This window comes from Hyphomonas sp. KY3, assembly GCF_017309975.1.
Taxonomy (GTDB): domain Bacteria; phylum Pseudomonadota; class Alphaproteobacteria; order Caulobacterales; family Hyphomonadaceae; genus Hyphomonas.
Window position 1 is genome coordinate 1,199,632 of record NZ_CP022271.1, and the last position, 14,207, is coordinate 1,213,838.

The 14,207-nt window shown below is 57.4% G+C and carries 9 protein-coding genes; 5 read left to right on the forward strand and 4 right to left on the reverse strand.

Annotated features, from left to right (window positions below):
* The first annotated feature begins 54 nt into the window (after positions 1-54).
* Together CFA77_RS06125 and CFA77_RS06130 are read left to right on the forward strand one after the other, a co-directional pair.
* Positions 55-2,502 (forward strand): TonB-dependent receptor, encoded by a 2,448-nt coding sequence (locus CFA77_RS06125; protein ID WP_206992693.1) that lies wholly within the window; start codon positions 55-57, stop codon positions 2,500-2,502.
* A gap of 27 nt (positions 2,503-2,529) precedes the next feature.
* A complete protein-coding gene (locus tag CFA77_RS06130; protein WP_051607714.1) occupies positions 2,530-2,943 on the forward strand; it encodes a nuclear transport factor 2 family protein in 414 nt (137 codons plus the stop codon).
* Positions 2,944-2,971: 28 nt separating this feature from the next.
* On the opposite strand, the gene CFA77_RS06135 is transcribed toward CFA77_RS06130, so the two are convergent.
* Positions 2,972-3,511 (reverse strand): MarR family winged helix-turn-helix transcriptional regulator, encoded by a 540-nt coding sequence (locus tag CFA77_RS06135; protein ID WP_206992694.1) that lies wholly within the window; start codon positions 3,509-3,511, stop codon positions 2,972-2,974.
* Positions 3,512-3,735: 224 nt separating this feature from the next.
* Here CFA77_RS06135 and CFA77_RS06140 point away from each other — a divergent pair, with 224 nt between their 5' ends.
* Together CFA77_RS06140 and CFA77_RS06145 are read left to right on the forward strand one after the other, a co-directional pair.
* A complete protein-coding gene (locus CFA77_RS06140) occupies positions 3,736-4,983 on the forward strand; it encodes a cytochrome P450 (protein ID WP_206992695.1) in 1,248 nt (415 codons plus the stop codon).
* Between the two features lie 416 nt (positions 4,984-5,399).
* Entirely contained in the window at positions 5,400-6,389 is a 990-nt protein-coding gene (locus CFA77_RS06145) for a LysR family transcriptional regulator (RefSeq protein WP_206992696.1), read from the forward strand.
* A gap of 12 nt (positions 6,390-6,401) precedes the next feature.
* Here CFA77_RS06145 and CFA77_RS06150 read toward each other — a convergent pair whose 3' ends face one another.
* The 3 genes from CFA77_RS06150 to CFA77_RS06160 all read right to left on the reverse strand — a co-directional run bounded on the left by CFA77_RS06150 (position 6,402) and on the right by CFA77_RS06160 (position 12,964).
* On the reverse strand, positions 6,402-6,770 hold the full coding sequence (locus CFA77_RS06150) for a helix-turn-helix domain-containing protein (RefSeq protein ID WP_206992697.1): 369 nt from the start codon (positions 6,768-6,770) through the stop codon (positions 6,402-6,404).
* Between the two features lie 246 nt (positions 6,771-7,016).
* Entirely contained in the window at positions 7,017-11,102 is a 4,086-nt protein-coding gene (locus CFA77_RS06155) for a translocation/assembly module TamB domain-containing protein (protein ID WP_206992698.1), read from the reverse strand.
* 26 nt (positions 11,103-11,128) lie between these two features.
* Positions 11,129-12,964, reverse strand: coding sequence for an autotransporter assembly complex family protein (locus CFA77_RS06160; RefSeq protein ID WP_206992699.1), 1,836 nt, complete (start codon positions 12,962-12,964; stop codon positions 11,129-11,131).
* 220 nt (positions 12,965-13,184) lie between these two features.
* Here CFA77_RS06160 and CFA77_RS06165 point away from each other — a divergent pair, with 220 nt between their 5' ends.
* Entirely contained in the window at positions 13,185-14,207 is a 1,023-nt protein-coding gene (locus CFA77_RS06165) for a calcium/sodium antiporter (RefSeq protein WP_206992700.1), read from the forward strand.

Sequence of the window (14,207 nt, forward strand, 5' to 3'; positions counted from 1 at the left end):
ATCTTGCGGTATAACAAAAAGAACCCTCGCACCGCGGGGGTAAGGGAGGGAACAATGTTGAAACGCGCTCTTGGCGCCACCGTTTCGGTGTGCGCTTTTGCCATGGTCATGCAGTCGGCCGCCGCGCAGGATGTCTCAGGCGAGGCTGAGCCTGAGATGGAGTCCCGTACTCTGAGTACGGTCACGGTTACGGCCACGCGGCGAGAGGAAAATATTCAGAGTACGGGAGCTTCGGTTTCGGCGCTCGACAGCGAGGCATTGCTCGACCGGTCGGTCCAGTCCGTCGAAGATGTCGCAGACATGGTTCCGGGACTTCACGTTTCCAACTATCAGGGAGACACGTCCATTTTTATTCGTGGCATCGGTACGCCGGTCATCGTGGCCGGTGCCGACAGTTCCACGGCGACCTATCTGGACGGAGTCTATTTGTCGCGCGCGGCTGCAATTGGTCCTGGTTTCTTCGACATAGAGCGCGTGGAAGTCTTGCGCGGTCCACAGGGAACCCTCTACGGGCGCAACGCCACCGGTGGCGCCGTCAACATCATCACCAAGCGCCCCACCGATGAATTCGCCGGCGAAGCGCGACTGATCCTTGGCAATTATGATCGCACGCACGCATTCGCCGCCCTGAGCGGCCCTCTCAATGACCGTGTGCGGGCCCGTCTGGCGGTCCAGAAGGAGGATCGCGACGGGTACACGACGGTTCATCTGCCACGTGGGACACTCCCCGCATCCCAGCCCGATCGCACATTCGATGCGGAGGACAAGCACGACATCACCGCCCGCGCCACGGTGGAGGTCGATTTGACGCCCACCGCCATGCTCACCCTGACGGGGGACTATTACAAAGCGGACGATCGCGCCAACGTCTTCCATTTTGCGAGCCTGGGGTACCAGGATGAAGTGTCGGGCTGGCTCGGGACTCGCGAGGGCTCTCAGACGCTGCCCTATTTCGGCATCAAGAATAGTGGCCGTATCTCGGCACCCGCCTCTCGCGACATCTTTTCGGCAGTCGACTATTTCAACGAAACAAGCGTGTGGGGTCTCACAGGGCGGCTCGACTGGGCCCTCGGCGACTATGATGTTCAGGTCATCACCGGCTACAAGAATTCAAATCCTGACTTCCAGAACTCGTTTGATCTCGGAGACACGTTCAATACCTACATCCATCGCGCCGAAGATCATGAGCAATGGAACGCCGATTTCCAGCTATCCTCCCCGTCCGGAGGACGTTTCAGCTGGATTGCCGGGGGCGGATACTTTTCTGAAGAGAATGATATCCAGAACAACATCTTTGGCGACTTCTGGGAGCCGATCCTTACGCAAGGCCTGCTTGATCTGCAGACTGCGGGTGTCCTGCCACCCTTTCCGGTCAGCATTCCGGAAAGCACGCTATGTTGCGAGCTGCACCTGAACGGGCGTCAGGAAACCGAAGCATTCAATATCTTCATTGATACGAGTTTCGATCTGACCGACAGGCTGACATTGAAGGCCGGTCTACGATATTCCGAGGAAGAGCGTGACGGCTTCCAGAATTTCGACCTCGCCTTTCTCCCGTCAGCACCGGGCGGGTCTCTTGTTAGGTTTGCACCGGAAGTTCTATTTTTCCCCAACGCCGTAAGTGAAAGCCGTGATGGTGTCCAGCCAGACCCGTTTGGGTTCGTGGTTGCACCAGTCGAGGGCCCTGCGACCTTTGATGCGACCACGCCGAAGTTCGCCCTTGAATGGACGGCTACGGATGACCTGCTTCTTTATGCGAGCGCCCAGCGTGGCTTCAAGAGTGGCGGATACAATATTGGATCCAGCCAGCGAACCCCATACGAGCCCGAGGAAATCTGGGCCTATGAAGCCGGCCTCAAAGCTGGACTGCTCGACAAGCGACTGCGTCTCAATGCGGCGACATTCATATATGATTACACGAACCTGCAGGCGCAGGACTCGATCGCCAACCAGCCCATCATCCGGAACGTCGGCAAGGCGGAAGTCAGAGGGGCTGAAGTCGAGTTTGCGGCCTTGCTCGGCAATGTGTTTCAACTCGATGGGTCGGTAACCTATCTCGACGCGGTTTTTACCGAAGGCGAGCTGACTGAACCCTTGCGTCCCGCACCGCTGACGGATGAGCCGGGATCAACTCTGCGCAATCTTGATGGTTTGAGGCTGCCTCGGGCTCCGGAATGGAAAATGAATATCGGCGCTCAGGCAGACTTTGCGGCATTTGGCGGCGATCTGACCCTTCGGGCGGACTATGCTTGGCAGGATCAGGTCTTCTTTACCGTGTTCAATATCAATGCGGCGTCACAGGATAGCTATGGTGTCCTGCGCGCGCGGGCGACATATGCGCCGGGACATGGACAATACAAGGTCGCGTTGTTTGGGGAAAACCTGACAGACGAGACCTATTTCACCAACCAGATTCTTACGGGCACAACCTATGGCGCCGAATTCGTCGGTTCCCTCGGTGCGCCGTGTACGTTCGGAATCGAACTCTCCACCCAGTTCTAGAGGCTCAGTCAGAGGAAACCTCACAAGATGATGACCCCATTGGAAACCGCCCAGACCTGGTATGCCGGCGTGCATGAAGGTGACTTCGACAAATTGTTCGGAGTCATGGCCGAGGATTGTACGATTGAATTCTACGGTCCGAGTGTAATCCCCTTCGCAGGAATTTTTCGCGGCAAGGAGAAGTGCAAGATCTTTTTCGGCCATGTTGGCAATGATGTAGACATCGAGACGTTTCGTCAGGACGAGTTCATAGCGGAACGCGACAAGGTGGCGGTGACCGGGCATCTACGCATGGTGCTGAAGGCGACGGGGCGCCTTTACGCGGCTGATTATGCGCACATCCTTACCATTCGGGATGGACAAGTCATCCGCTTCCGGGATTTTCAGGATAGCGCTCAGGCTGTGCATGTCGCGTTCGACCTGACGACGCCGGAACGCTAGGAATGAACGCGCGTCCCGCCCTCGATTATCAGCTCAGCTCTTTGGGCTTTGCCGCGCCGCCCCCTTTCGGTTTTCGCTTTGCGGTCGCCTCCGAGGCCAGCTCATGATGGATTTCGGTTACTCTGGACAGAAAGTGAATGCCGGACCTGATTTCATCGTCGCTGAGACGTTCGACCATTGTTTCCACAAAGGCGGTGCCGTTGCGCATCATGCTTTCGACAAACTGAACGCCGCGGGGCGTCAACACGACAAACTTCTCGCGTCCGTTTTCGGGGTCTTCGACCATTGTGATCAGGTTGAGGGGCGGCTTGGACAGCGCACGGAGGGATTTCGAGATCGCCGAACTCGTTACTTCGTACCAAGACGCCAGCGCATGCGCGATGTCCTTGCGACGCATCTTCTTCCCATCAGTGCCGCGCGTATGGATGGTCCAGAGGAGACAGGCTTGCTGGCGTGTCAGCACGCCGCATTTGAGGGCGTCCTCAATCTGCATTCCGACCAGATAGTGGATCGGGAAAAACAGGTCGAGGAAATCCTTGCTCGATTGTTTGCGCTTCGAAAGGTCCATCCAGTCTCCGGTTCATTGCTGCGCCCTCGCCGATAAGCGAAGTCGAATCTCCCTTCAAATAGCGAGTCTCCAGAATGCCCGACAAGAAGGAACTGCGCCATGTAACAAAAAGGTCCTAAGGACACAATAAACCAGCGCACGCAAATTCGAGCGCGATCCATACCCTCAACAATCATGCCGGTTGCCAGCACCGCGCTGGGCCGCTGCACCCGGGAGAACACCAGATGACACATGCCTCCACCAAGCCTCACATTCCTGATGAATTTCACGTGCGGGATCTTTATCACCCGGACGTAATGGCGAATCCCTATCCGTATTACGCGCATCTGCGCGACGAGCCGATCCAGTTTGGCCTTGAAGATTATCCGCCGGGCACCATACCCGGCTTGGACAAGCCGTATCCCGCGTGGGTCGTGCTGAAGCATGCCGATGTCCAGGAAGTCTGCCGGCGCGCAGATGTCTTCTCGTCGCGCGATATCATGCAGGAAGAATCCGAAGCGCCGACCCTGATGCTGGTCAATCATGACGATCCTCGCCACGCGGAGCTTCGCAAGATTGCCCAAATGGCGTTTTCGCCCAAACGGGTCATGAGCGACGTGGCGCCATGGATGGAGACAACGGTTGAAGCGCAGCTCGACATGGTCGGCGGCGGGACGGTAGATTTCATGCAAGACCTGGCGCCGAATTTGCCCGCGCTCGTAATGACCAAACTGATCGGTACGCCGGAGGAGGACTATGTCCTTTTGCGTCGCTGGGCCAATGCCTTCATGGTGACCTCTGACTTCACCCTGGCGGAGCGCCAGCAATGCAATATCGAGCTCTGGAATTACTATCAGTCAGCGGTCGACCAGCGCTACGCCGATATCGAGACAGGCAAACCGGTTCCCGACGACTTGATGTCTGGCTTCATCCAGACTGAGTCGAACGGAAGCCGCCTGACGCGTGAGGAAGTGGTGCGATTTTGCCTGACGCTGGTCGTGGCTGGCGCAGAGACCACGGGCTATCTCCTGGGAAATCTGATTGATGTGCTGGCCGATGATCCCGAGATGTATGCGACGCTCCGGACCGATCGTTCACTCGTGCGGGCCTTCATCGAAGAAAGCCTGCGCCGGGACGGGCCGGTTCAGCGTCTCCACCGGGTATGCACGCAGGACTACGAACTTGGGGGAGCGCAGATCAGAGAAGGAGATTGGGTGGCGATCTTCCACGCCTCTGCCAATCGGGACCCGGCTGTCTTTGAAAGGCCGGATGAGTTTATTCTGAAGCGACCGAACATGATCAAGCAGGCCACATTCGGGCATGGTATCCATCATTGCATGGGGGCAGGGATTGCTCGCAATGAAGCTGCCCAGATGATCAACAGCCTGCTCAACCGCTACAGCCGCCTGGAATCAGCAGGTGAACGTGTGCGCCAAAGAGGCGGTCTGCTCAATTACGGCCTGGAGACATGCCCTGTGAATCTGGTTGTGTAGCACATCAATTTCAGGTGACGTGGAAATGCAAATAGGTGCTTGATCGTTGATTCCGCAATCCTGCATGGGGTCGCTCAAACGTGAAAAACCATGTGCTGCAGCATGGGCTTGCCAAGTAGGTCTTCGGCCCGGCCCGAATGAAGCGAACGGGGGGTAGGCCCTGAATTGCATTTCCCAATTCCATGTGGACGAGGGTGCGCATCCGTTTGGCCTCCAGATTGCCTGATAGCATTCTGGCTCGGTCAAATAAGCAAACTCGGATCATAATCTAGTTAAAGTCACGCCACGCCGTTGTATTTCTTGGTATTGAGGATAGTATTTCTCTCAGTATTCATGAAGCTATCTGTGTTCAGGCTAGTCGTTTGACTGACGAACATATTGATTGAACAAGTAGCTTCGAGGCTTCTGGAAACTGTATGACCAACCAACGGATCGACTGGGACAAACTGCGTGTCTTCAAGGTAGTTGCTGAATTGGGCAGCATGACATCGGCCGCGGCGCGGTTGAGGGAGTCGCCTCCGACAGTAAGTCGGAAGATTGATGAGCTCGAAGAATTTCTGAGCAGTAAACTGTTTACCCGGTCAACTCGCGGCATGGAGCTGACGGAGACCGGGAAGACGGTGCTGCGCTATGCGCGGCAGATGGAAGAGTCCGCCAATGAAGTGCTCAGCAAGGCGATCGGCAAGACCGATGGCACCGAAGGCCGGATCACGATTGGATCGGGTGACGGTGTCGGACCGTACTGGATCGCCCCGCGCCTGGCCGAGTTCCAGACAGCGCATCCAAGGGCGCAAGTTCGAATGCACGTTAAGGCAGAGGAGCCGGACCTGCTGAACGACGAGGCGGACATCTCGATCCAGTTTACCGAACCTCGGGACCCGGAGATTATCTCGCACAAACTGGGCACACTTCATTATATTGGTTTCGCATCCAGAGAGTACCTCGACGCGCAAACGAGTCAGCCTTCCAGCATGTTCGAGTATCATCAGTACAGGTGCATTTTGCACGAATCATATGTTCAGCAAGTTGAGCGATGGGCCCCCAAGGCGCATGAGCTGAAGAAAATGATCGATTTTGCGTTCGTCACGAATTCGGCAAGCGCCATGATCACGTTGTGCCGGAGAGGTGGAGGGATCGCGCTGCTGCCGACATACCACCAGGATGTCTACCCGGATCTCGTCGCATTGGACATGTCGGAAGTGGCGCCGATCCAGTTCTGGATAGCGTATACGGAGCAGACGCGGCGGTCACCGCTTGGCAACCTCATGATCGAATGGATCAAGTCGCTATTTGACAAGCAGGTCTCGCCCTGGTTCACGGACGAGTTCTATCACCCAAAGCAGCGGATCGAAGCTGAAGCCGAATTTCACGAAAGCGTGTCGGTGCCAAGAGTCACCGGCACGTAGATCCTTTTGGGATCAGTCGCTCGACATGACCCGCAAGACTTTTGCCATCATCGAAAGGCGCTCTTTGGAGGGCGTACGGTCGATCCAAGAATGGCATTCTGCGCGAACCTTTGCGGACGGATCAGCGTCCTTGTCATCGTCAGCGTTCTCGTCTTCGAAAAGGCTGGCGATTGAGACGCGCAGGACTTCCGCGACATTGGCAAGCATTCCGGCGCTCAATCGATTGGTGCCGGTCTCATACTTCTGAAGCTGTTGATGGCTGATGCCGAGTTCAGAGCCAAGTTCAGCGAGGGTCAGGTTGCGATCCAGACGAAGTTTTCGGATTTTTTCGCCAACCATCTGATCGACTGCCGTAGGGGCTCTGGAAGTAGATTGCTTCATGACCTGCTCGCTCCATATATCCATCAGAGGTAACCAATTTTCCCGCAAAGGGTGTTATGGCAAGGATGCCACTACCCAAGAAAATGGAATGCACACTGAATTTTGCGTTTCATCCTGATTGCTGCCCCAATATTGGACCCGTTTGAAACACTGAAAAACCCATAAAAAGCAGCGTCATCTGCTATTGCTTAACCCAGGTTAAATCGCCCCCGATCCTACCTCAGATGGATTAAACCTCTGCAATTTTTAATAATCTTTTTTCCACTTTATTGAGAGCGTGGCATCGCCATCTGTAGTAGTTTCTGAAGTAACAGAGACCTGTGGTCTTGGCTCCCACTCAACTTCAACGGAGCTGCCTGCCGCGCCCGCCGAGTTTAACTCGAGATATACATCGTCTGCGATGTATTGTCCGACTCCTACTTGCGCCGAGCCTTCATCATTGGTTCCGAATGATAGCCGGTCCACACCAAGGGCGGCTTGAAGCCCGGATGTGGGGTCGAATCCGGAACTGTTACCGCTGAGTCGCGCAATTGAATTGGCCAGTTGGGCTGCTTCCAGCGCTGACAGGTCCACCGAGGACCGCCCGAATAGCAGGCGTGACAGAATTTCATCCTCTGGCAAGTCGGGAGAACTTGTTAGCTCAATCGTGGGGCTCGTGGGTGTGCCTGTCAGGGCGACATTCGCTTCAAACCCGTTCACCGTCCGGTCTGCCTCTACCTCCAGGCGGGCCCGCCGCAGAGGACCGTCAAAATAGACGTTACCGCTGTCGAATATGAAGGGGCGCCCGGCCAGGTCCAGTGTTCCCCGGCGCATCGTCGCTATGCCGTTGAGGCGAGGATCGGCAGCCGTCCCGGTCAATTTCAGGTCTGCTCCCCATTCGCTTTCCAGTCCGCGACCATCAATGAAGACCCGGCGATCCGCTGTGATCTGCATATCCAGCGCGAGTGAATGCCTGAGTGCGCTTTGGCCGTCACTTGCGTCGCCATCCTCTTTCCAGCGCACGTCGATGGCCTGTGCTTTGGATGATGGCAGGTTGTCGAGATTGAACCGAGCCGATCGTACGTCGACATTTCCGGAAACGGTCCGCTTGTCTGCGCCACCAGCGAGATTGACCTTGCCATCCACGCGAAGTGAGTCGCCATCCCGATTATAGACCAACAGGTCAGCAAAATCGGTCGTGAGTTTGGTGTCGTCTGCCGAGAGTGTACCGGACACGCTCACCGTACCGCCATCAGCCCCTTTGCCCCTTCCGCGCAAGGTTAGGGCCTGGTCGACATAATCTGTGTCCAGATTCAAATTCACGAGCCTGAGGCTTGTTGCCCCGAACTCATAAATGCCATCCGTCAGCTTTGCTTCAGCGCTGAATGCGGGTGTTGTGAGTGTTCCGGTCAGGTCGGCCGATGCGTCTATGACGCCGCCAATATCATGTCCATATGCCAGGGCGAGCGATCTCAAATCCGACAAGTCGCCCTGAAGATTGGCCGTTCCCTGCACGGGGCGCTCCATGTCCAGGTGCGCGATACCGTCTGGATCGGCAGCGACCGGCAGGGTCGCCGACCCCGCAAGTCGCAAGTCGCCATAATCGCCCGCGCCATCCACGATCAGCGCGCCGTTCCTCAGTCGACCTGCCAGATCAATGGCCAGGGCGCGCTCGAGCCCGGGTAACGGGCCCTCGACATTCATGTCAAACTGGCCTTCCGGATTTGCTCCGAATAACAGGAAGTCTCCATTGCCATTCACCATCACACGGCGCGTCGCTATACCCGCTGAAGCCAGGACCGGAGCCAGGTCAACACTGTCGACCGTCAGGGTCATGCGGGGCGTACGGGTTCGCTCAGCAATGCGCGCTTCGATATTCCCGCCGAAGATGGCGATGTTTGCCTCGACCGAAGGAGTTTCGCCCAACCGCCAACTGACGGGCTGAACGGAGCGGACAGCCTCACCAAGCAAGGAGCCATCCAGTTCTATCTGGCCGCTAGGATACTCAGCCCCGAAATCCGCCTCACCCAATATGTTCAGCGAAGTGGGTCGGGCAGTATGTTCGCGTTCGACCTGTATTGCGAAATTGTAGCCTTCCGGGGCATTGCGAATTTGTCCGTCTACTGAGTCGAAGCGAAGCGACGGCGAGAGCCAAACATTCTGAACCTGGCCAGAGGCGGTGATCGACATGTCTTCATCCGGGGTCCGGTCCACGCTCAGTTCGACATCAAATGCACCGACATGCCGCGACCCGAGATCAAATCGGTCTCCGACTATATTGAGTTTGAGGTCGAGCCCGCGCTCGCCGCCATACAAGAGAGACCCTGAAAGCTGGGCCGTCTCATAGTCGGATTGGATGTCCCGCAGTGCGAATACACCGTCAGACCAGAATGCCATGGAGGTGATCTCGACAGGGTGGTCGCCGGCAATACCTTGCAAGGCGACCGGACCCGCCCAGCCATCGCCCGACCGTCTGAAATCTACGGACGTTTGCAAATCAGAGATAGCAATGGAGCCACGGCTAAACGCGCCGCCTGAGGATGCTAGGCTTATAGCATCCACGCCTCTTGGGCCGGAGAGTTGGAAGATGCCGGAGCTGAGGTCGATTGCCGAACCCGAGATAGGGATGGCATCGGACTGTGTAAACTGGCCCGACAGGTTCGCGGCCCCGCCAGGTGCGTAAGTGCCCGATAGGGACAGGTTCATATTGTCGCCATCTATTCTGGCGGTCCGTACACGATAAGAGGAGTCTGTCTTTTGAACTGTGGCGCGCAGCCGCGCGATATTTCCGAAAGCTTTGGCGGCCGTCGCATTCATCTCGTTCATGCCATGCGCGTTGACGTCTGCGACGATTGATGGGGCGGCAAACGGACCCGTCACCGCGAGGCTTCCGGTGGTGGATAAGTCGGGTGCGGATGACAGGAGGCCAGACACCTGTTGAAGCCGCGCCTGAACGTCAAGTGTCTTCTCGCGTATACTGATCGCACCGCTTGCTGCTATGCGTCCTTTGGCAAGACGTGCAGTCGAAGGGTCAAGGGTGACGACCCCGGTGTTCCGGTTGTAGTCGCCTGCGACATCCACCCTCGGTGATTGGCCTGCGATCCGGCGACCCGTCGCATTCGATGCCATGATGCCGGTGCCCGTCAGCGACCCTTTGAAGTTAACATATCGTCCGGTAGATACGATCTCCACTGGTCCTTCGACTTTCTTGAAAGGCAGGTCCGCACCCGCATTGGCGCGTAGTGCAGCATTGCCAGTCAGTCCGGGAGCCTCGCGGGGATCAGTCAGAGAGCCTGAAAAGACCAGATCGGCATCGAGGTTGGCCAGTTCCTTGAGGCCGGAAAACGTCACATCTAGATTGATCGGACCGTCGAAGTCGCGCTGGCGGCTGCGATATACACCGTTTGCGGATATGGACCCGGATGCAAGTGTGCCGGAAAATTCGAAAGGAATGCTCGCCTTCTCAATATCTCCATCAAGTTTCAGGGCGGCGGAGGGACCTATTAGTGTTCGCAGCTGTTCGGAGATCGGCAGGCGCGATGCGTTGATGTCCGCGCTGGCCAACAAGCCACCAGCCGTGATCTTGCCCGTCAATTCGGCGACGGTCGCTCCTGAGATCTTCAGCTGAGCAAAGCCATCGCCATCATCAAGCGTTCCGCTGGCGCGGGCGCTAAGCGACGCACTATCGCCGTCGGGGAGATTTGAGAGTGTGGCCAGGGTGCCTCCAGCGGGAGCGTCGACTTCTGCGTCTAGCCGGTAGGCACCTGAGGCTGTGCGCTTCAATGTGGCATCCACCCGGTCGCCGACACCTTCGAGCGGAAGCGCTGTCAGGGATAGATCGAACGTACGCGATTTCGGCAAACGGAATTGGCCATCAATATCAAAAGCAGCGCGTGGACCGGCCACGCCTTCCTGCAACAAAAGCTCCGCGATACTGAGTTGATCGAGGGACACGGCCCAATTGCTGGAAGATTCCGAATTCTCATTCTCATCCCGTTCCAGGGCGGGGCGGCGGCGCACATCGATTTTCTCGGCGCTGACAAGGTCAAGTTTCACGGTCTTCGACATCAGCCGCGCAGGTGACCATGCGATGGCGACATTTTCCATGGTCAGCCACACGCCTTCAGAATCGGTCAGCGTGACGCGTGATGCGCCGAGCCGGTCCAAAGGGTCGCCGCTGAGGCCATTGATCTGGATTGTGCCCAATGGCCCCGCTTCACGGCCATCGATCTGAGACTCCACAAAAGCCCGCCCGCCGTCTGAGGCAATCCAGAGGCGTGCAGCAATGAGCAAGACGACCAGCGCAATGAGTGCCGACAGGATGGCCATCAACCATTTCCGTCTGCGGATCATGCCCAGGAGAGATGTGAGCGCCGCCATCAGAAAGATTGTCCGATGGAAACATAGATTTGAAGCGGGTCTTCCCCATCGCGGCGGTCGAGTGGGGTGGCAATGTCAAACCGGACTGGTCCGAAGCCAGGGTAAAAGCGCACACCAAGTCCGAACGATGACCGCATCTCGCCGAAGGCTTCGTCGATGGAGTCAGCTGCATAGCCGGAGTCGACAAAGGCGACGTAGCCCCACCGCTCGGACTTTCGCCAGCGCAGTTCAAGCGAGGCGGCGAACATGGCGTCGCCGCCAATGATGTTGCCGTCGGAATCTGTCGGTGAAAGAGACTGGTACTCGAAACCTCGTACGGACCCACCACCGCCCGCAAAGAATTTCCGGTCGACCGGCACGCCTTCGTCGCCCAGGAACGTGCCAGCTTCGGCACGCACAGCCGCGACCAGACGGTCGGAGATTTTTCGATAGGTCGAGGCGGAACTGGTAATCCGCGTATACGACGCTTCTCCGTCCCCGAACGAAATACCCGGCTCAACACCAAGAGAAACGCGGTTACCAGCCTGTGGGTCCAGCGGTGCCTTCACCGTATTGTAAGTCGCGCCGAGCGGAAACGAGAGGGTAACCTGCTCGACATAGTCGTCCTCGCCCTGCGCCCGCAGCTCGTAGTCGGTGGAGCGGGTCGCGTCCAGCGTCGTCCCAGCGGACAGCGTAAATTGTTCGTTGAAAGGCTGGGACAGGCTGGCCGAGACGCTCGCGCCTTGTAGATCGTAGGCGTCGGTTTCTTCTGCGCGCACGCCTGTCTCAGCGGAGAAGTCACGCCCATAGCGACCGATATTCGGCCGCTCATAACTCAGCGTCAGCTCGCTTGTGCGCGTTGCGATCTGGGCATCGACACCGAGTGTGTCGCCAATGCCGGTCAGATTGCGTCTCTCCCAGCTGGCGGTCGTGCCAACACCATCAGATGTCGAGACGCTGACACCGGCGCCAACGGAGCGACGCTTGCCTTCAGAAAGCTGGAGTTCGACGGGATGCAGCCCATCGCTGTCGGCTGTCTTCTGGATGTTCACGCCGATGCCGTCGAAGAGATCTGTTCCCCTTACGCGCGTTCGCAAGGTTTCCATCTTCTCCGGGGCATAATAGTCGCCAGACTGCCAGTTGCGGAGGATGTTGATGGCGCTGTCTTTGGTTTTCAGCGAGTCTGGAACAACGAGTTCGCCAAGTTTCACGCGAGGGCCTGGAACCAGCTTGTAGGATAGCTCCAGGGTCTTGTCGGCGCGGGATGCGAGCGCATCGATGCCCTCGCTTTCTGCAAACGCGTAGCCGAAATTGCGGAGCTGACTGACGAGCTGCTTCTCCAGCGTCTCTATGTCTTCGGTGACCGCCCATGTGCCGATGCCCAGCTCATCTGTAACGGCGTCGATCTGATTGCTGACATCTGCGGGCAAGTCATCCACGCCGGAAAGGGCCACCGATGCGATCGTGAACCGATCGCCCAAATCCACATCAAGACGCGGGCGCGTGTCCATGTCTTCCACGAGATCCGGGCTGACAATGGCGGTGAAATAGCCTTCGGAAGCGAGGTATTCCTCAAGGGCGCCAGCGGCCTGCGTGGCGCGGCGGCGCACATCCAGAAGGCTGGTCGGCGCTCCGGCACGAATTTCCACCGCGTCGCGCGCACCGGATTCCAGATTCCTCGGCAACCCCTCGATCGTGACGGGAATTGTGGTCGTGTCGGACGCTTGAGTTTCGTCGTTGCCCGTAAAAGGAAGATAGGCACAGGCGGGTATCAGGCTGAGCGCAAGACAGCAGACAGCAGTCCTGCCAAAGGGCAGGGCACGACTCTCCGCTGGGCGTTCTGCCCGGTTTACCATCCTGTGCTCGATCCTTGCCTATTCATTGAGTTATGTGGGCCTTCTGGCTGAGTGTACGGTGAACAAGTTTGCTGAAATTTGTCACTTCCAAGCCGATAGCTGTTTTTTTGCATATGGGCGATACGTCCCGAGCTCGCAAAAATAGTCTTCACTGGCCTGATTGCGCGATGTCTGGCTGTCCCCCATATTTACAACTTCAATCTTTCCCGTGGGGATTTTCATGACATATCTGATGGTTCTGGGCGGCCTCGTCCTCCTGTTTATTGGAGGGGAGGGGCTGGTTCGCGGATCGGTCAGTGTTGCGCGTAAGCTCAACATTTCCGAACTGGTCATAGGCCTCACTCTGGTCGGTTTCGGTACGTCGGTTCCTGAACTCGTGACCAGTCTGCGCGCGATAAATGAAGGCGCCGTCGGCATAGCGGTTGGCAATGTCGTTGGTTCCAACATCGCCAATATCCTTCTCGTGCTCGGTGTGGCGGCCCTGATCCATCCCATCATTACCAATCCACGCGCCCTGATGCGCGATACATCGATCATGGTCATTGTTACCGCCCTTCTGTGCGTGTTGATCTGGTTCGACCTGTTTTCACGCCTTGCAGGATTTGTGCTGGTCGCATGTTTGCTGGGCTATATTGCCTTCTCCGTGTTTGCCGACCAGGCAGCTGGCGACGAAGTGGCTGAAATGCACGCCGGGGAAGGCGAAACGGTTGAGGCCAATTACGGCGTGGTGAAGGGGGTATTCATTGCCCTGGCGGGCCTGGTGGGCGTGGTGTTCGGCGCGAAGCTGCTTGTCGACGGCGGCGTAGTCATTGCACGAGAGTTTGGCATCAGCGAGACGGTCATCGGGCTCTCTATCGTGGCGGTCGGGACCAGTCTGCCAGAGCTGGCCACGTCTGCCATTGCGGCTTTCCGCGGCAAGGCCGATGTCGCGCTCGGCAACATCATTGGTTCCAACATATTCAATATATTGGGTATTCTCGGCCTGACGGCTCTCGTCCACCCGTTCAGCGTGCGCAGTATGCCGAGTGGAGATGTGACAACGGATGCATTGGCCTCTGGCGCGGGCCACAGCCTGATCAGTGTCGGCGACATGTCAGCGCTCGTCCTGTCGGTTGCGTTGATGGCGCTGTTTGCCATCACGGGCAAGCTGATCGCCCGCTGGGAAGGAGCAGTTCTCCTTTTGGGCTATGCGCTCTATATGGGATTGACCTTCAATCTCATTCCCGTACCGGCGATCCTATAA